Genomic DNA, 18,116 nt, shown 5'->3' with positions numbered 1-18,116 from the left:
CCGGTAGGTGATACTGCTATCTAGTCTACAGAGGCTTCTGTGAGACGCCTGTATGTGCTAAAAGCCCAAACGCCCGAGTTGTTTGGGATCGCGCTGCCAGTCCTTGGCCACCTTCACATGCAGATCGAGATAGATGCGCGTTCCGAGCAGAGCTTCGATTCCCTTCCGCGCGTGCGATCCGACGTCGCGCAGCCGCTCCCCGCCCCGGCCGATGATGATGGCCTTCTGCGACGGCCGCTCGACGAAGAGGTTGACGCGGACGTCCAGGAGCGGGTTGTCCTCTGGGCGCCCCTCACGGGGGACGATTTCGTCGACGACGACGGCGAGCGAGTGCGGGAGCTCGTCCCGGACACCCTCGAGGGCTGCTTCGCGTACCAGCTCGGCCACCATGACCGCCTCGGGCTCGTCGGTGAGCTCGCCGTCCGGGTAGAGCGGCGGCGAGGGCGGCATGTGCGAAATGAGGACGTCGGCGACCGTCTCGACCTGATAGCCGTCCTTCGCGGAGACCGGGACGATGTCCGCGAAGCCCTCGCCGCCGAGAACCTCCCGGCCGAGTTCCGTCACAGCGAGGAGCTGCTCGGTGAGCGCGGCCCGGTCCGCGAGGTCTGCCTTGGTCACGAGTGCCACGATGGGCTTGCGGCCGACGGCGGCCAGTTGGCTCGCGATGAAGCGGTCGCCGGGCCCGATGCGTTCGTTGGCAGGAAGGCAGAAGCCGATCGCGTCGACTTCGGACAGCGTCTCGGCCACCAAGTCGTTGAGCCGCTGACCGAGGAGGGTGCGGGGCCGGTGGAGACCTGGAGTGTCCACGAGGATGAGCTGGGCGTCGGACCGGTGGACTATCCCCCGAATGGTGTGGCGCGTCGTCTGTGGCTTGGCCGACGTGATCGCCACCTTCTGCCCGACCAACGCATTGGTGAGGGTCGACTTCCCCGCATTGGGCCGCCCCACGAGGACCGCGAAGCCTGCGCGGTATCCGCCGTCGTCCGCCTGCGGCCAGCCGCCTGCTTGCGGCCCTCGTCCGCCCTTGCCGCCGTCCTGATCAGCCATGCTGTCTCCCTGTCGCTTCTGAATCGTGCCGCTCTGTCTCGCGCACCCGTCCTCGGTCCTCGCCCGAGGGCTCGGTGCGCTGGGCAAGCAGGTGGCTCACCCGCTTGCGGCGCCCCTCGAGCCGTTCGGCCGTGAGCCGAATGCCCTCCACCACCGCGGTGCTTCCGACGATCGGCACTCTCCCGATCGTCTTGGCAAGGAGGCCTCCGACGCTGTCGACCTCGTCGTCCTCGATGTCCTCGTCGAAGAGCTCTCCCAAGTCGTCCAAGCTCATGCGGGCCTGGACGCGGTACACCCCCGGCTCGACCTCGATGGCCTCGACGTCGTCCTCGTCATACTCGTCGGCAATCTCGCCCACAAGCTCCTCGATGAGGTCTTCGAGCGTGACGAGTCCCGCCGTTCCGCCGTATTCGTCCACCACGATGGCGAGGTGGGTCGATTCGCGCTGGAGTTCCTTGAGGAGCTCGTTCACGGGCTTCGACTCAGGGACGAAGCGCGGTTCGCGCACGTGATCCTCAACGGCTTCGGTGCCCGCGCCGGGGGCCTGGTGCAATCGGGCTGCGACATCCTTGAGATACAGGATGCCGCGGACGTCGTCGAGGTTCTCGACGAAGACCGGGAGGCGCGAACAGCCGGAGCGCAGGAACAGGGACATGGCCTGGCGGAGCGTCGAGCCGGCTTCGATGCCGATGATGTCGGTGCGCGGCACCATCACAGCCCGAACGAGCGTCTCGCCGAGCTCGAACACGGACTGGAGTAGTTCGGCCTGCGCCTCTTCGAAGTCCTCGGAATCGCTCGCGCGCTCGACGAACTCGCGGAGTTCGTCCGTCGAGTAGATCGCGTCCTCCTGCTGGGGATCCGTACCCGTGGCGGCACTGCCGATCGATACGAGCCACCCCGGGATCGGGCCGAGGACCTCACGCAGCGCCACGGTCAGGGGCGCGGTCCAGGCGGCGACGGCGAGGGAGTGCCGCCGGCCGAGCTGCCGAGGCGAGACGCCGACGAGGAGGAAGCCGATGATCGCCATGACAATGGTAGCGGCAAGCCCGGCGAGCCAGACATTCTCGATCCAGATCGTCATGAGAACGGCGACCGCGACCGCGGACGCCGTCTCGAACCAGATCCGCCAGAAGCGGAGCGCACGCGCGAACGGGACGGGATCGGAGAGGATTCTCTCGAGGGACCTCCCATGACCGTCCTCGACGTACTCCTCTGCATCGTGCCGCGGAAGGAAGGCGAGGGCCGCGTCAGCGGCAGTAAGCAGGGCAGCAAGCGCCGTGAACGCCAGCGCCATGGCCAGCAGGACGGCGATCGTCACGCCATCGTCTCCTTCGGGGCCGGCCTGCCCAGGAACTCGGTGAGCAGCTCGCGCTGGAGCCCGAACATCTCCTGGCGCTCCTCCGGTTCCGCGTGGTCGAAGCCGAGGAGGTGGAGGACGCCATGGGTCGCGAGCAGCAGCATCTCGTCGTCCCGCGAATGGCCCCCTCGTCTGGCCTGTTCAGCGGCGACCTGGGGGCAGATTGCGATGTCGCCGAGCATCCCCTGGGGGGTGGGGCGACCGGGGGTCCCCGGCGTCAGCTCGTCCATCGGGACGGACAGAACGTCCGTGGCGCCGGGCTCGTCCATGAGTTCGAGATGCAGCCGCTCCATCGCGGCCTCGTCGACGAGCAGGATCGAGAGCTCAGTCTGCGGATGCAGCCACAGGCGGTCGAAGATGAAACGACCGAGGCGAACGAGGGCCTCTTCGTCGACCGCAACGCCGGACTCGTTGTTTACTTCGATGCTCACGGCTCAAGCTTAGACGCCGAGGCGCGCTCGGCTCCCGCGGCGTGCTGCCGATCGGCGCGGACGCGCGCCCGCTCGGCCCTCGCACGCTGATGGTCGTCCCACCGCCCGTACGCCGCCACGATGTCCGAGACCAAGCGATGGCGGACTACGTCGGATGCGTCGAGGACGGTGAAGCTCACGTCTTCTATTCCCTCGAGGATGTCCTGTACGACCCGGAGCCCTGAGGACGAGCCGGACGGCAGATCGACCTGGGTGATGTCGCCCGTGACCACCATCTTCGAGCCGAACCCCAGACGCGTGAGGAACATCTTCATCTGTTCGGGGGTCGTGTTCTGCGCCTCGTCGAGGATGATGAATGCGTCGTTGAGCGTGCGGCCACGCATGTAGGCGAGCGGCGCAACCTCGATCGTTCCCGCCGCCATGAGCCGCGGGATCGACTCGGGATCGATCATGTCGTGCAGCGCGTCGTAGAGCGGCCGCAGATAGGGATCGATCTTGTCATTCAGCGTGCCGGGGAGGAACCCAAGCCGCTCCCCCGCCTCGACGGCCGGACGGGTCAGGATGATTCGGCTGACGTCCTTGTGCTGCAGCGCCTGGACTGCCTTTGCCATCGCGAGATACGTCTTGCCGGTACCCGCGGGCCCAATGCCGAAGATGACAGTGTTCGCATCGATGGCGTCCACGTAGCTCTTCTGGTTGGCCGTCTTCGGGCGAATGCTGCGGCCACGGCTGGTCAGGATGTTGTGGGTGAGCACGTCCGAGGGACTCGAGACGGTCTGGTCCCGCAGCATTGTGACGAGCTGCGCGAGAGAGGCGGGAGTCACAGGGGTTCCACGTTCGGCGAGCGATGCGATCTCTTCGAAGAGCCGTCGGATATTCGGGGCCTCGGCAGGGGGGCCGACGATGGTCAGCTCGTTGCCCCGAACGTGGAACGACACGGAGGGAAATTGCTCTTCGACGTAGCGGAGGGCTTCATCATGCGGTCCGAGGATGTGCACCATGTCCTCACCGGAAGCGAAGCGGAGAACCTCGGTCCGGGTCGTAGGAGTTGTGTGCGGAAACTCCGCTGTCAAATGCCTTCTCTCTCCTCGTGGGGTGCTTGCCGGTCCATGCTACCGCTAGGTATCAATCGGGCATCACTTGGGCAACGAAAGCCCGTGATCGGACATTCCCCCAGATTCGCTGTGCCAAGCTGGATGGTGCCAGGGGAGGCGCCGATTGGGGTCCGAGCGCAGCCCTGCGATGTGGGTGCCGGAGGGGCGCCCTGCCGATCAGTCCGGAGGATCACTTTCATGGCTGCCAGCCGACCGAGCCCCGCGCCGCGCCGCATGGTGCTGGCCGTCGGTGCCGCGCTCGTGGCCGTGCTCCTGGCAGCCTGCACTGCGAGCGGCCAGCCCCAGCCAACTATGGCCGCAGGTGCCTCACCCGGCATCTCCGCCTCCGCGAACGTCCCCCTCGAGACCTCCCAGACCTCGACCAAGTCTCCCGTCTACTGGCTTGGCCGCGCTCGGGATGGGGTCTACCTCTACCGAGAGTTCCGCGACGCCCCCGGGAGCGACAACGCCGTCGCCAAGGCGTTGCGCCTCATGATGTCTGCAAAGCCCCTCGACCCGAATCTGTTCAGCCCCTGGCAGTCGCCGAAGAAGCTCGCGGCGTCGATCTCCGGCACCAATGTCATCACGGTCGACGTCTCCTCCGACGCCTTCAACAGTTCGGTCGACGAGCAGACCGCGCAGTTGGCGGTGCAGCAGCTCGTCTACACTGCCAGCGCCGCAGCCGCCAGTGCCGGAGTCATCGACGCCAACCAGCCAGTCCAAGTCATGCTCCTCGTCGACGGACGCACCGACCAACTCGCGTTCAACCGCGTGCAGTTGGGCCAGCTGATGCAGCGCGACCCGGCGATGGTGGCGCCCATGTGGATCATCGACCCCCAGGCAGGCACGGCCTCACCGCACGGACAGCTCACCGCGGACGGACGGACGACGGCGCCCGGCTCCGAGGTCTTCTGGCAGGTCTCGCGGGCCGATATCAAGACGGACAAGGCACCGGTCGTCACGAGCGGCCACACAGTGTCCGCCCCTTCGGGCCAGAATCAAGGGCAGTATCGCTTCTCGATTGCCCTGCCCCCGGGCAAGTACGTGCTGCGCGTCTTCCCGAACGATCCTGGAGCCGGCGATCCCGCAGCGCTTGCATGGGATTCCAAGGACTTCACGGTCACCCGTTAGGCGGCGTGACTGCTCGAACGTCAGTTCTTTGCTGGCCAGCGCCCGAGGCGGTCGCCCGCGATCGCGAGGGCCGCGGGGCCGGCGGTCGACGATCGCAGCACGTGGGGCGCGAGGAGCGCGAGCTTGGCCCCGGCCGAGACGAAACGATCGAGTTCAGCGGCCGATATCCCGCCTTCGGGGCCGACGAGGAAGAGCACTTCCCCCTCGAACGGCGATTCGCCCGCGCTGAAATGATCAAGCACGGAGCTGAGACTCTCCACTGCCTCCTCATGCAGGACGACGGCGAGGGACGCCGCCGCGATGCGCGCGGTGAGTGCCGCGTCGTCGTGCGCTTCCTCGACCTCCGGCACCCAAGCCCGCCGAGACTGCTTTGCTGCAGCCGAGACGACCGCGCGCCATTTCGCGAGCGATTTGGCGCCCCGCTCACCCTTCCACCGCACAATCGAGCGTTCTGCCTGCCAAGGGATGACAGCGTCAGCGCCTAGCTCGGTTGCCGCCTCGGCAGCGAGCTCGTCGCGGTCGCCTTTGGCGAGCGCCTGCACGAGCACGAGCCGGTATGGTGGCCGCGGCTCGCGCTCTACGCTGTTGAGGACGACGGCGAGGAGATCGCCTTCCGCACGGGCCACCCGGCCCCGGCCACGCACGCCGCACCCGTCGACGAGGTCGACCGGTTCCCCGGGTGCGAGCCTTTTGACCGTTGCCGCGTGGCGGCCCTCGGTTCCCCTGACGGTGACGACGTCGCCCTCCCCCAGCGCCTCGAGCGAGCCCGGGTCGACGAAGAAGACGGGGTTGGACACGTCAGAGGTTCCCGAACTTGTCTCGCAGCTTCGCGAACATTCCCCCGCCCGTGCCGACGAGTTTCCCTTCTGCGACATGCTCTCCACGGAGCTTGGCGAGCTGCCTCAGGAGCTCCTCCTGCTCCGCATCGAGCTTGGTGGGGACCTCGACGTTGACGTGCACCAGCAGATCTCCGCGGCCGGCGCCCCGCAGGCGTGCCACACCGAGGTGCTGGAGCGTGATCACGTCGCCGGACTGTGTGCCCGGGTGGAGCGTGATGGTCTGTTCGCCGTCGAAAGTCTCGAGCGTCAGCTCGGTCCCTAGCGCCGCCGCCGTCATGGGGACGCTCAGGGTCGCGTGCAGGTTGTCGCCGTCACGCGAGAACGTCGTGTGCGTGGCGACCCGGATCTCCACGTAGAGATCGCCTGTCGGCCCGCCCGCCGTACCTGCCTCGCCTTGGCCGGCGAGCTGGATCCGGGTACCCGTGGAAACGCCGGCTGGGATCTTGACCGTGAGGGAACGCCGGCTGCGGACGCGGCCCTCCCCGCCGCACTCGTTGCAGGGGCTCGGGATCTCGGTGCCGAAGCCGCCGCACGAGGGGCATGTCGCCGTCGTCATGACCTGGCCGAGGATCGAGCGCACCGCGCGCTGGACGTGCCCGCTGCCGTGGCAGACGCTGCATCGCACGGGCTGTGTGCCCGGCTCGCAGCAGGATCCCTCGCAGCGGGTGCAGAGGACCGCTGTGTCGACCTCGATCTTCTTGTTGACTCCGAAGACTGCGTCCTTGAGTTCGATCCGGACCGCGATCAGGGCATCTTGGCCGCGTCGCACCCGGGAAGCCGGGCCCGTCTGCGCCCCTCCCCCTCCGAAGAACGTCTCGAAGATGTCCTGGAAGGCGAAGCCCGCCCCGTTGTAGGCGCCCGAGAACCCGTTGTCCGTCCCGTTCTCGTTGCCTGTCGCGTCGTAGACGCGGCGCTTTTCGGGGTCGGAGAGCACCTCATAGGCGTGGGTCACGGCCTTGAAGCGCTCCGATGCTTCCTCGCCCGGGTTGACGTCCGGGTGGAACTGGCGCGCCAGCTTCCGGTAGGCCTTCTTGATCTCCTCGCCGCTCGCATCCGGTGACACGCCGAGGGTTTCGTAATGGCTGCTCACTGTCTTCTTTCTCTAGCTTCCGGCGAGGATCTTCGAGAGGTATCGCGCGACCGCGCGTACCGCTGCCATCGTGGCCGGGTAGTCCATTCGGGTCGGGCCGAGAACGCCGATCTTGGCGTCGTCCCGTCCGTACCCCGTTGCCACGACCGAGGTCTCGGCGAGCGAGTCGGCGGCGGTCTCGTGGCCGATTGCCACTGCGACACCACGCGCATCGCTTGCCATCTCGGACAGGAGGCGCAGGAGCACAACCTGTTCCTCAAGGGCTTCGAGCACCGGTGAGATGCTCAGGAGGAAGTCGCTGTTGGACCGCGCGAGGTAGGCCGTGCCTGCCGTCACGATCCGCTCTTCGCGGCTTGAGGCGGCAAGGGCAGCAAGCCCTGCGGCGAGCTCTGCCGCGACGGCACGGTCCTCCGGGAGGAGCGAGTCCATGATCCCCGCCACGTTCGCCCCGACCTGCGCGACCGGCTTGCCTGCCGTTGCCGCAAGAAAGCCTTGGCGCAGCACCGCGAGCCTGTCGTGGTCGAGGTCCTCTCCCAACGTCACGACCCTCTGTTCGACGGTGCCGCTGTCTGCGATGAGCACGAGCAGGACCTGACGGGGGGCGAGGCCCACCGCTTCGACGTGGCGCACTCGCGCGCGGCCCAGCTGAGGGTACTGGACGACGGCGACCTGGTTCGTGAGGTGCGAAAGCAGCCGCACGGTGCGTTCGAGGACGTCGTCCAGATCGTCTGCACCTTCCAGGAGGGACTGGATCGCGTGCTTCTCCGCAGCAGAGAGCGGCCGTACTGCCGCGAGCTGATCGACAAAGACGCGATAGCCCTTGTCCGTCGGGACCCGGCCCGCACTCGTGTGCGGGGCAACAATGAGGCCATCGTCCTCGAGGGCGGCCATGTCGTTGCGGATCGTCGCGCTCGAGACGCCGAGACGATGGCGCTCCACGAGGGCCTTCGATCCAACTGGCTCCCGGTAGTGGACGTAGTCCTCGACGATTGCCCTCAGCACCTCGAGTTTGCGCGGCTCGTTCATTCCACCTCCCCTGCGGACATTGCTCGCTGCGTCCTGCGGACAGTACTCATTGCGCAACGCGCTTCCCGTACAGGACGTTCCTCAATTCCTTAGCACTCTCTCTACCCAAGTGCTAAATCTATTATGCGCCCCCCGCACGTCCACCCAGGGCATCGGGACACGCGGCCGGAAGGCCCCGAGCCGACGCCGTCTCGCCAGTAGCATGAAGCCGATCCAGATCTGGGCAGCAGTGCGAGGAGGCGAGGACCGGGTGTCCTACTACGACCAGTGGGGGCCGGCTGACATTGCCGCCCCCAAGAAGACCGTCCTGCCAGATGTGCCCATCGAGTTGGGCATGGTGCTAGAGGACAGCCAGACGGGGTGGGTGGGCGCGGTCACACGGGTCGAGAAGTCCGGCGGAATGCACGTCTTCAGCCTCGAGGATCGGCGCGGCAAGACCCGCTCGTTCGAACTCGGCTACGGATTCCTGCTCGAGGGGCGACCCGTCCGCCTCGCTCCCCCGGCCCCACGGCAGAAGGCGGCGGCTCCCAAACGGACCGCGTCGGGATCAGTCGCGGTCGACGGCGCTCGGGCGAGAGTGGCGCGGGCGAGTCGCATCTGGGTCGAGGGCAAGCACGACGCAGAACTCGTCGAGAAGGTCTGGGGCGACGACCTGCGCCTTGAGGGCATCGTCGTCGAGCCTCTCCACGGAGTAGACGACCTCGCCGCCGCCGTCGCGGACTTCCAGCCCGGTCCCGAGCGACGCCTCGGCATCCTCGTCGACCACCTTGTCGAAGGCTCGAAGGAGACGCGAATCGCCGAGAAGGCACTTGCGGTGCCCGGGGCCAGGGGGAACGTCCTGATCGTGGGGCACCCCTACGTGGACGTCTGGCAGGCCATTCGACCGCAGACCCTCGGGATCCCTGCGTGGCCGACCGTCCGCCGCGGACTCGACTGGAAGACCGGCATTCTCCGTGCTTTCGGCTGGCCTCACGAAACGTCCGAGGATCTCGGCCTTGGATGGCAGCGCCTCCTCGGCGCCGTCCGCACGTACGCCGATCTCGAGCCCGCACTCCTCGGCAGAGTCGAAGAGGTCATCGACTTCCTGACCGCCTGAGTTCGGTATTCTGAGGGCCAAGACCCTGTTCCCGAACGCAAGGAAGTGCTGTGTCCCAGAACTGGCAGGATCACCGTGAGCCCCAAGGGGGCAGGCTCGGGAAGGTCGGAGGCAGCGAGCCTTTTACCGCCAGCGAAGACCGTCAGTGGGCCACCCTCGCACATTTCGGCGGGATTCTCGGCTGCGTCCCCTCCCTGCTCGTCTACCTCTGCTTCAAGGATCGAGGCCCCTTTACGGCCCAGGAATCAAAGGAAGCGCTCAACTTCACGTTGCCTCCGACGCTCGCCGCGCTGGTGCTGAACCTGTTCTCGTTCATCCCCGTGATCGGTGTCTACCTTGCTGTGGTGGCGACGCTCATCTGGGTGGGGCTCGCGATCCTCTCCGTGACCGCAGGCATCGAGGTCAACCGCGGGCAGCCGTTCCGCTACCGATTCAATCTGCGGTGGATCAAGTGAGCCTGTTCGAGTAGACGCCGATCTGCCCGGACCCGGCCCTGCAGGTCCGGTCCGGGCAAAGGTGGCGTGCCCGGCTCAGGGCATGAGGCGGCGCACCACCGCGTCCGCGAGGAGCCTCCCCGCAAGGGTGAGGACGAGGCGCCCCTGGAACGCGGAGGGTCCGTCGACGAGACCCTCGGCAATGAGCCCCGCGACCTCGTGTCTTGACGACGCGGGGAGGACGCCGATCGGGAGGCCAGCGGCGAGTCGGAGCTCGAGGATGATGCGCTCCTCCAGGCGCGTCGCGTCGTCGAGCGTCTCACGTCCTGCGGCCGGCGATTCCGCTTGGGCCAGACGTGCGGCGTAGGCGCGCGGATGCTTGACGTTCCACCAGCGGACCCCGCCGACGTGCGAGTGCGCGCCCGGCCCCACGCCCCACCAGTCCCCGCCGTGCCAGTAGGCGAGGTTGTGGCGGCACTCGAACCTGCCCGCATCGGGGCTGTCGCCCTCTGCGCTCCGTGCCCAGTTGCTCACCTCGTACCAGTGGAAGCCGGCGCTGCCGAGGACCGCATCGGCGACCTCGTACTTGGCCGCGTGGTCGTCGTCGTCGACGTCAGGGACCTGACCGCGGCGAATCTGCGCGGCAAGGCGCGTGCCCTCCTCCACGATGAGGGCATAGGCGCTCACGTGATCTGGTTCGGAGGCGAGGGCGGCATCGAGGGACCAGCGCCAGTCATCCATGCTCTCCCCGGGGGTGCCGTAGATGAGGTCGAGGCTCACGTCGAGCCCGGCATCCCGAGCCCAGCGGACGGCCTCAGGGACACGGCTTGGAGTATGGGTGCGGTCCAGAACACGGAGGACGTGCGGGACCGCTGACTGCATGCCGAAGGATACGCGCGTGAATCCGGCCTCCCGCAGGGCAAGGAGGGAGTCAGGGGTCACCGAGTCGGGGTTGGCCTCCGTGGTCACCTCAGCGCCCGGCGCGAGGCCCCATTCGCCGACCGCTGCCTTGAGGATGGCGGCGAGGTCGTGGGCAGGCAGGAGCGTCGGAGTGCCTCCGCCGAAGAACACAGTGGACAGACGACGCCGGGGCACCCCTGAGGCGTCGAGCGCGCGAGCCGCGAGGCGCACCTCGTCGACGGCCGTCTGCGCGTACTCGTTCTGCGAAGCTCCCCCGCCCAGCTCGGCCGCCGTGTACGTATTGAAATCGCAATAGCCGCAGCGTACCGAGCAGAACGGGATGTGGGCGTAGAGCGAGAAGCTCCGCGCCTCGGCGTCTAGGGCCGCCTGGGGCGGCAGGACGCCGTCGGCCGGCGCCGGGTCCCCGAGCGGAAGGCTGCTGGCCAAACCTACGCCACCGCCTTCTGGTGGGCCGCAGTGAAAACGTGCACCTGGGTAGTACCTACTTCTTGGCCTTGTCCTTCGATTCGTCCGTGGTCAGCGCCGCGATGAACGCCTCCTGGGGAACCTCCACGCGGCCCACCATCTTCATGCGCTTCTTGCCCTCTTTCTGCTTCTCCAAGAGCTTGCGCTTGCGGGTGATGTCACCGCCGTAGCACTTTGCGAGGACGTCCTTGCGGATGGCGCGGATGTTCTCGCGCGCGATGATGCGGGAGCCGATCGCCGCCTGGATCGGCACCTCGAACTGCTGACGCGGAATGAGCTCGCGCAGCTTCGAGGTCATCATGACCCCGTACGAATAGGCCTTGTCGCGGTGGGTGATGGCGCTGAAGGCGTCGACCTGCTCGCCCTGGAGGAGGATGTCGACCTTGACGAGGTCCGCGGCCTGCTCTCCCTCGGCCTTCCAGTCGAGCGAGGCGTACCCGCGTGTCTTCGACTTGAGCTGGTCGAAGAAGTCGAACACGATCTCCGCGAGAGGCATCCAGTAGCGCAGCTCGACGCGGTCCTCGGACAGGTAGTCCATACCCTTCATCTGGCCGCGACGGCCCTGGCAGAGCTCCATGATCGCGCCGACGAATTCGTTCGGGGCGAGGATGGTGGCCGAAACCATCGGCTCCCGGACTTCCTTGACCTTGCCCGTCGGGAACTCGCTCGGGTTGGTGACCGTGACAACCGACTTGTCTTCGAGGGTGACCTCGTAGATGACGTTCGGAGCAGTCGAGATGAGGTCGAGATTGAACTCGCGCTCGAGGCGCTCGCGCACGATTTCCAGATGCAGCAGCCCGAGGAAGCCGACGCGGAAGCCGAAGCCGAGCGCCGCCGACGTCTCGGGTTCGTAGACGAGCGCCGCGTCGTTGAGCTTGAGCTTGTCCAGGGCATCCCGGAGATCGGGGTAGTCGGAGCCGTCCAGTGGGTAGAGGCCCGAGAAGACCATCGGCTTGGGGTCCTCGTAGCCGCCGAGGGACTGCGCCGCCGGGCGGGAGAGGTTCGTGACGGTATCGCCGACCTTGGACTGCCGCACGTCCTTCACGCCCGTGATGAGATAGCCGACCTCGCCAACCCCGAGGCCCTTGCTCGGGATGGGCTCGGGCGAGATCACCCCGATCTCGAGGAGCTCGTGGCTGGCCTTCGTGGACATCATCTGGATTCGCTCGCGCGGCGAGAGCGCGCCGTCGACCACGCGCACGTAGGTCACAACACCCCGATACGTGTCGTAGACCGAGTCGAAGATCATCGCCCGGGCGGGAGCCTTGGCATCGCCGACGGGGGCTGGGATGTCCTGCACAATGCGGTCGAGGAGGCCCTCCACGCCCACTCCGGTCTTCCCCGAGACCTTCAGAACCTCAGCCGGATCGCCACCGATCAGGTTGGCGAGTTCTTCGGCGTACTTCTCAGGCTGGGCCGCGGGGAGGTCGATCTTGTTCAGGACCGGGATGATATGGAGGTCGTTCTCCATGGCGAGGTACAGGTTCGCAAGCGTCTGGGCCTCGATGCCCTGCGCAGCGTCGACGAGCAGAACCGCTCCCTCGCACGCGGCCAGTGATCGCGACACCTCGTACGTGAAGTCGACGTGGCCGGGGGTGTCGATCATGTTGAGCGCATACGAGACGTCCTCGACCTCCCATGGCATGCGGACCGCCTGGGACTTGATCGTGATCCCGCGTTCGCGCTCGATGTCCATGCGATCGAGGTACTGCGCCTTCATATCGCGCGGCTGCACGACCCCGGTGAACTGCAGCATGCGGTCCGCGAGGGTCGACTTGCCGTGGTCGATGTGGGCGATGATGCAAAAGTTGCGGATGATCGACGGATCGGTCGCGGCGGGCACCGGTGCGGTGCGGGCCTGTGGAGACACCCTGTACGTCCTCTACTGCTCTGTGCGGCATGCTGTTCGTGCGCTGCTACTGCTTATCCAGCTATCCTGTGCCAGCGGGGCAATGCTGACTTCCCAGTCTCCCACGGATCCTGTCCTGCCGCAGAGCCCGGAGCCCGCGCCGCGCCGTGCGGGATGAAGGGATCGGGACGGCCTCGGTCTGCTACGATTGACTGCTGTGTGTCCGTGCAGGTCGACGGGCACTGATGGTCGGCTGCCATAGGCATCCCCACGCCGCTCAGTCGAGGCCGGCCTGAAAGCCCTCTAGACCCTGTTAGCGAAACAAGAAAGTTCACACGTGGCGAACATCAAGTCCCAGAAGAAGCGGATTCTCACCAACGAGAAGGCCCGCCAGCGCAACATGGCCGTCAAGTCCGAGCTCAAGACCCTCATCCGCTCGGTCAACGCGGCCGTCGAGGCATCCGACAAGGACGCCGCGAACTCGGCGCTGCTTCGTGCGACCAAGAAGCTCGACAAGGCTGTGAGCAAGGGCGTGATCCACAAGAACCAGGCGGCGAACCGCAAGTCGGCGATCGCCAAGAAGGTCAACGCGCTCTGACACACCCGTCAGGCAACAGCTGGGGCCGGGCATCCGCATGGATGCCCGGCCCCAGGTGGTTAAGTGGGCCCCGGGCTCAGCGGGCTCGCGCGGATGCACTCACGACGGCGAGGGCCCGCTCGACGGCGTAAGCCGGGTCCCGGGCGAGTCCCTTGACTTCGGCGTCGGCCTCGGCGACGGCTCGGATGGCCGTCGCGAGGCTCTTCGGTGTCCACCCCCGGATGTCGCGCTGAGCCTGCTCCACAAGCCAAGGCTGCAGACCGAGCGTTCGCGCGATGCTCTGGGCAGAGCCGTTCTCGCCCGCCACCTTCGCGAGCGTCCGCAGCTTCGAACCGACGGCGGCGACGATCGGAACGGGGTCCACTCCGGTCTCGACGGCATGTCGGAAGGTGGACAGCGCTAAGGCGGCGCGGCCGGCGAGTGCGGCGTCAGCCACCTTGAAGGCGGTCGCCTCGACCCGTCCGCCGAAGTACTTCTCGACGGTTGCGACGTCCACGGTCGACGTCGAATCGAGCTGAAGCTGACTGCATGCCGCCCCCAGTTCCGCCAGGCTGCTGCCAACTGCTGCTACGAGGGCGTCGATTGCCTCGCGCTCGATCCGGCGCCCGGACCCCTTGAATTCGGCGGCGACGAAGGCCGCCTTGTCCGCGTCCCTCTTGAGCGGCTGGCAGTCGACGACTGGCGCCCCCGAGCCGCGCACGGCGTCGAGGAGCTTCTTCCCGCGGGTTCCGCCGGCGTGCCGAAGGACGAGGACAATGTCCGGCTCCGGAGCGGAGAGGTAGGCCAGAGCGTCCTTGAGGAAGTCCTCGTTCATCGATTCGAGGCCGCTCGCCTCGATGTACTTCTGCTCGCCGAACAGTGACGGGGACGCCGCGAGCAGGAGCGCGCCGGGTGCGTACGTCTGGGCATCGAGACGCGTGAGCTCAAGATCGGGATGCGCGGTGCGCGCCTTTTTCCGTATGGAATCCATGGCTCGCGCCGCAAGGTAGTCCTCGGGCCCGGAGACGAGAACAACCGGAGCGGGAGCGGCGCTCCTGAAATCGATCCCAGCTGCGGAGGAGTTCGAGGGCCCCGATCTCGGGGCTCGCCGTCCTGCGGCCGCCATCATGATCCTTCTCCGAGCGCCGTGGAGTTCACAGACCAACCTTGCCATGTGCCGGGACTTCGGCCAACTTGCCAGCCGCTCGAAGGCACCGACAACCGGGCGTGCGCCGTCCCGATTGGTATTGGCGCAGCCGGAGCGTGTAGCTTTCTGCGAGCGGCCCTTGGCTGCTTGGGGGACCTGGGCTCGAAGGAGCCCTTCTGGACCTCAGGCAGAGAACGCGCGTACAGCGCGGAAGGGACGGCTACATGGATTCGAATGCCCTGAAGCGGACGTGGTCCATCGCGACCGCCCAGGGGGACGAGGTTCCGCTGTACTTCTACTCGCACCTCTTCGCCCACCACCCAGAGCTGCGGGAGATGTTCCCGGTGGCGATGGGCGCCCAGCGGGACAAGCTGTTTGCTGCACTGGGTCATATCATCAGCCGCGTGGACCGGATCGATGAGGTCAACGGATTCCTCGGCCAGCTCGGACGCGACCACCGACGATTCGCGGTCGTCCCGGAGCATTATTCGATGCTGGGTTCCTCGTTCCTGGCTACCCTCCAGCGCTTCGTGGGAGCCGAGTGGACCGAGCAGGTCGCGGCGGACTGGGCGGAGGCCTACGGGCTCATCGCCAAGGTCATGGTCATCGCCGCCGAGGACGCCTCGGACGAAACTCCGCCCTGGTGGGATGGGGAAGTGACCGCCGTCGAACGCCGAAGCCTCGACGTCGCCGTCCTGCAGGTGCGCCTCCCCCACGACTTCGCCTACGCTCCGGGCCAGTCCGCCGCCGTCGAGGTCCCAGCCTTGCCCCGCACCTGGCGGTACCTGAGCCCTGCGAACGCGCAGCGGGCGGACGGGACCGTCGAGTTCCACGTCCAGCTTGTCCCGGGCGGGCTCTTCAGCACCGCCGCGGTGCGGAAGACGAATCCTGGCGACGTTCTCCGCATCGGCGCCCCCGTCGGGGACCAGCTCAAGGCCGAGGCTGGCCGGGACCTCCTCCTCGTCGCCGGCGGGACGGGCCTGGCCCCGCTATCTGCAGTGCTCGACAGCGCCGCGACCCAGTGGCGCGAGAATGGCTCCGGCCCCCGGGTGGATCTCTTCCATGGGGCCCGGGTGCCTTGGAACCTCTACGACCAGCCGCGTCTGACGGCCCTGGCCGCACACGAACCCTGGTTTTCGTTCCACCCCGTCGTCTCAGACGACGCGACCTTCCCGGGCCTCAAGGGGAAGGTCGGCAGCGCCGCGGCGACGCACGCGTCGTCGTCGGGCCGACTGGCCTTGGTCTGCGGCTCGGGCCCAATGGTGGCCCACGCCGTCAGTGAGCTTGTCGGGTCCGGGGTACCGCGCGGAGACATCCGATACGAGGACTACACCGGCATCGAGGACAACTCCTCCCCAACCGGAGAAGAGCAGCTAGAAGGGACACGATGAGTACCAGCACCCACGGAACCCGGATCAGCCCCGCCGAGGTCCGAACCGCTACGTTCGCCCAAGTGGAGTACGGCTACGACCCTCAGGCCGTCCACCAGTTCCTCCAGGCCGTTTCCGACCAGATGAGCGCGGACCGCGTCCAGCTCGAGGCACGAGAAACGGCTGGCAAGGACGAGATGGTCAAGATCATCAGTCAGGCCCAGGTCCTGGCGGAGAAGTTCGTCGCCGAGGCCGAACAATATTCCAAGGATCTCGTGGCCAGCGCGCGGACCCAATACAGCGAGATCCTGCGCCGAGCAGAGCAAGCAGCGGGAAACTCCGCCCCCGGCACGGGTGCGAGCGCATCACCGGAAGGCAACCCGGAGTATCACACCCCGATCGAGGAGATCGAGTACGTCCGCACGTACACGAAGGTCGCCCAAGTCCAGCTCCGCGCCGTCATCGACGCCCTGGCCGAGCAGGTGGACCGGCTCGGCGACGTCCCCGGCGCACGGCCCGAGGTCGCGGCCGCCCCGGCCTCGGCCTGACCCGCGCGACTCCCCCATCCCCGACAGATCAGTTCCGCCCGAACGACAGATCAGTTCCGCCCGAACGCAGTTACGCAAACTGCACGAGGAGTAAACGCATGCTCTCTGAAACCTCTGCCCCGATCGTCAAGGCAACCCTCCCCGCCGTCGGCGAGAACATCCAGACCATCGCCCAACGCTTCTACGAGCACCTCTTCGAGGCGCACCCCGAACTGTTCGACGGCGTGTTCAACCGTGGGAACCAGGCCGACGGCCACCAGCAGCAGGCCCTCGCTGGCTCCATCGCCGCCTACGCGTCCATGCTCCTCGATCGGCCCGGCGAGGTCCCCGAGGCCCTCCTCTCGCGCATCAGTCACAAGCACGCCGCCCTCGCGGTTGAACCGAAGCAGTACAAGATCGTCCACGAGCATCTCTTCTGGGCCATCGCCGACGTGCTCGGCGACGCCGTCACCCCCGAGGTGGCCGCGGCCTGGGACGAGGTGTACTGGCTCATGGCCAACACGCTGATGAATCTCGAACGCGGCCTCTACGCCGACTTCGGCGGCAAGCCCGAGAACATCTGGCGCACTTGGCGTGTGACCGAGAAGCGGCCGGAAACGGAGGAAGTCGTATCAATCGTGGTCGAGCGGACTGACGAGCGCGATGTATACCCCTCGCTTCCCGGCCAATACGTCACCCTCCAGATGCCCACCAAGGACGGCTTGCACCAGCCGCGCCAGTACAGCCTCACCCGCGCGGACGACGGCCAGCACCGCACGTTCGCCGTCAAGCGAGTGGACGACGCAGGCAGGCCCGAGGGCGAGGTGTCCACCCTCATCCATGATTCCCTGACGGTAGGTGACGAGATCATTCTCTCGGCACCGTTCGGCGACGTCGTCCTGGCCGAGGGCAACGGCCCGGTCGTGTTCGCCAGCGCGGGCATCGGCGTCACCCCGTACGCCGGGATGCTCAGCCACCTCGCAGCCCAAGGTTCGCAGCGCGAGGTGCTGTTCCTGCACGCCGGGACGTCCCCGGAGAGCTTCGCCCTCCGCGGTCAGGTCACCGAAGACCTCGAGTCCCTGCCGAACGCGCGCCTCCACGTGTGGTACGAGAAGCCAGACAGCGCGCTGGCGGACAACGAGCACGAAGGGTTCATGGACCTCTCCGTCCTCGAACTGCCCGAGGACGCAACCTACTACCTCTGCGGGCCCCTGCCCTTCATGCAGGCCGTTCGCAGCCAGCTCATCAGCCGCGGGACCCCGGCCAGGAAGATCCAGTACGAGGTGTTCGGCCCCGACCTCTGGCAGGCCGACACCGAGTAGGCCAGCGGGAGCGCGGGCCGGGCCGCGCGGGTTCAGACGACGACTAGGCTGTCGCGTAACGACCCGAGCGTGCGGCCCGAGCCCGCGCCTTCGCAGCCTCCTCGTCGCGATTCTTCGGCGGCGTCGTCGCGACCAGATCGTCGAGCAAATGCTGGGTGATGTGCGCGATTTCGTGCACGGCGCGGTCGAACGCCTCCGTGTTCGCCCTCGACGGCTTCGTCGTGCCAGCGATCTTGCGCACATACTGCAGAGCGGCCGCATGCACTTCTTCTGAAGTGGCTGCCGGCTCGAAGTTATGGAGAGTGTGGATGTTGCGGCACATGCTTTGACGATACGCTCCCCCGTGTTCGGGTGCTCAGCCACCCCAGCCCTCGCCAGATTCGAGTACAGGCA

18 protein-coding genes are annotated in these 18,116 nt (G+C 67.1%); 7 read left to right on the top strand and 11 right to left on the bottom strand.

Annotated features, from left to right (window positions below):
- Nucleotides 1-57 precede the first annotated feature (57 nt).
- Genes era through L0M17_RS10065 form a run of 4 tightly spaced genes read right to left on the bottom strand, consistent with a single transcriptional unit; the run spans nucleotide 58 to nucleotide 3,908 of the window.
- Nucleotides 58-1,047 (bottom strand): GTPase Era, encoded by a 990-nt coding sequence (gene era, locus L0M17_RS10080; RefSeq protein ID WP_241053827.1) that lies wholly within the window; start codon nucleotides 1,045-1,047, stop codon nucleotides 58-60.
- The gene (locus L0M17_RS10075) at nucleotides 1,040-2,365 is read right to left on the bottom strand and encodes a hemolysin family protein (protein WP_241053826.1); all 1,326 of its coding nucleotides are present in this window, start codon (nucleotides 2,363-2,365) and stop codon (nucleotides 1,040-1,042) included. Before L0M17_RS10075 ends, era begins: the two co-directional genes overlap by 8 nt.
- The gene (ybeY, locus tag L0M17_RS10070; protein WP_241053825.1) at nucleotides 2,362-2,835 is read right to left on the bottom strand and encodes an rRNA maturation RNase YbeY; all 474 of its coding nucleotides are present in this window, start codon (nucleotides 2,833-2,835) and stop codon (nucleotides 2,362-2,364) included. Before ybeY ends, L0M17_RS10075 begins: the two co-directional genes overlap by 4 nt.
- Nucleotides 2,832-3,908, bottom strand: a complete 1,077-nt coding sequence (locus L0M17_RS10065; RefSeq protein WP_241053824.1) for a PhoH family protein — start codon at nucleotides 3,906-3,908, stop codon at nucleotides 2,832-2,834. Before L0M17_RS10065 ends, ybeY begins: the two co-directional genes overlap by 4 nt.
- Nucleotides 3,909-4,127: 219 nt before the next feature.
- Here L0M17_RS10065 and L0M17_RS10060 point away from each other — a divergent pair, with 219 nt between their 5' ends.
- Nucleotides 4,128-5,060 (top strand): GerMN domain-containing protein, encoded by a 933-nt coding sequence (locus tag L0M17_RS10060; protein ID WP_241053823.1) that lies wholly within the window; start codon nucleotides 4,128-4,130, stop codon nucleotides 5,058-5,060.
- Nucleotides 5,061-5,080: 20 nt separating this feature from the next.
- On the opposite strand, the gene L0M17_RS10055 is transcribed toward L0M17_RS10060, so the two are convergent.
- From L0M17_RS10055 to hrcA, 3 genes are read right to left on the bottom strand one after another with little or no spacing between them, the layout of a single operon-like run.
- On the bottom strand, nucleotides 5,081-5,857 hold the full coding sequence (locus L0M17_RS10055) for a 16S rRNA (uracil(1498)-N(3))-methyltransferase (RefSeq protein WP_241053822.1): 777 nt from the start codon (nucleotides 5,855-5,857) through the stop codon (nucleotides 5,081-5,083).
- A 1-nt stretch (nucleotide 5,858) separates the two neighbouring features.
- Entirely contained in the window at nucleotides 5,859-6,989 is a 1,131-nt protein-coding gene (gene dnaJ, locus L0M17_RS10050) for a molecular chaperone DnaJ (protein ID WP_241053820.1), read from the bottom strand.
- Between the two features lie 12 nt (nucleotides 6,990-7,001).
- Nucleotides 7,002-8,015 (bottom strand): heat-inducible transcriptional repressor HrcA, encoded by a 1,014-nt coding sequence (hrcA, locus tag L0M17_RS10045; RefSeq protein ID WP_241053819.1) that lies wholly within the window; start codon nucleotides 8,013-8,015, stop codon nucleotides 7,002-7,004.
- A gap of 202 nt (nucleotides 8,016-8,217) precedes the next feature.
- On the opposite strand from hrcA, the gene L0M17_RS10040 reads away from it, so the two are divergent.
- Together L0M17_RS10040 and L0M17_RS10035 are read left to right on the top strand one after the other, a co-directional pair.
- Complete coding sequence (locus tag L0M17_RS10040) at nucleotides 8,218-9,111, top strand: DUF3097 family protein (protein ID WP_241053818.1); 894 nt, start codon at nucleotides 8,218-8,220, stop codon at nucleotides 9,109-9,111.
- Between the two features lie 50 nt (nucleotides 9,112-9,161).
- Complete coding sequence (locus L0M17_RS10035) at nucleotides 9,162-9,566, top strand: DUF4870 domain-containing protein (RefSeq protein ID WP_241053817.1); 405 nt, start codon at nucleotides 9,162-9,164, stop codon at nucleotides 9,564-9,566.
- Nucleotides 9,567-9,641: 75 nt separating this feature from the next.
- Here the strand turns inward: L0M17_RS10035 and hemW are convergent, their stop codons facing one another.
- Entirely contained in the window at nucleotides 9,642-10,892 is a 1,251-nt protein-coding gene (gene hemW, locus L0M17_RS10030; protein WP_241053816.1) for a radical SAM family heme chaperone HemW, read from the bottom strand.
- Between the two features lie 55 nt (nucleotides 10,893-10,947).
- Nucleotides 10,948-12,801, bottom strand: a complete 1,854-nt coding sequence (gene lepA / locus L0M17_RS10025) for a translation elongation factor 4 (RefSeq protein ID WP_241053815.1) — start codon at nucleotides 12,799-12,801, stop codon at nucleotides 10,948-10,950.
- Nucleotides 12,802-13,117: 316 nt separating this feature from the next.
- On the opposite strand from lepA, the gene rpsT reads away from it, so the two are divergent.
- A complete protein-coding gene (rpsT, locus tag L0M17_RS10020; RefSeq protein ID WP_241053814.1) occupies nucleotides 13,118-13,378 on the top strand; it encodes a 30S ribosomal protein S20 in 261 nt (86 codons plus the stop codon).
- A 76-nt stretch (nucleotides 13,379-13,454) separates the two neighbouring features.
- Here the strand turns inward: rpsT and holA are convergent, their stop codons facing one another.
- A complete protein-coding gene (gene holA / locus L0M17_RS10015) occupies nucleotides 13,455-14,483 on the bottom strand; it encodes a DNA polymerase III subunit delta (protein WP_241056398.1) in 1,029 nt (342 codons plus the stop codon).
- A gap of 245 nt (nucleotides 14,484-14,728) precedes the next feature.
- Here holA and L0M17_RS10010 point away from each other — a divergent pair, with 245 nt between their 5' ends.
- From L0M17_RS10010 to L0M17_RS10000, 3 genes are all read left to right on the top strand, one after another.
- Nucleotides 14,729-15,895 (top strand): globin domain-containing protein, encoded by a 1,167-nt coding sequence (locus L0M17_RS10010; RefSeq protein WP_241053812.1) that lies wholly within the window; start codon nucleotides 14,729-14,731, stop codon nucleotides 15,893-15,895.
- Complete coding sequence (locus L0M17_RS10005) at nucleotides 15,892-16,422, top strand: DivIVA domain-containing protein (RefSeq protein WP_241053811.1); 531 nt, start codon at nucleotides 15,892-15,894, stop codon at nucleotides 16,420-16,422. Before L0M17_RS10010 ends, L0M17_RS10005 begins: the two co-directional genes overlap by 4 nt.
- 98 nt (nucleotides 16,423-16,520) lie before the next feature.
- Entirely contained in the window at nucleotides 16,521-17,723 is a 1,203-nt protein-coding gene (locus L0M17_RS10000; RefSeq protein ID WP_241053810.1) for a globin domain-containing protein, read from the top strand.
- A 43-nt stretch (nucleotides 17,724-17,766) separates the two neighbouring features.
- On the opposite strand, the gene L0M17_RS09995 is transcribed toward L0M17_RS10000, so the two are convergent.
- Nucleotides 17,767-18,045, bottom strand: a complete 279-nt coding sequence (locus tag L0M17_RS09995; RefSeq protein WP_241053809.1) for a DUF2277 domain-containing protein — start codon at nucleotides 18,043-18,045, stop codon at nucleotides 17,767-17,769.
- Nucleotides 18,046-18,116: the final 71 nt, after the last annotated feature.

Source organism: Sinomonas terrae, assembly GCF_022539255.1.
GTDB classification, from domain to species: domain Bacteria; phylum Actinomycetota; class Actinomycetes; order Actinomycetales; family Micrococcaceae; genus Sinomonas; species Sinomonas terrae.
Note: the sequence above shows the minus strand (reverse complement) of the source record. Positions and strands in the feature narration are given on the sequence as shown.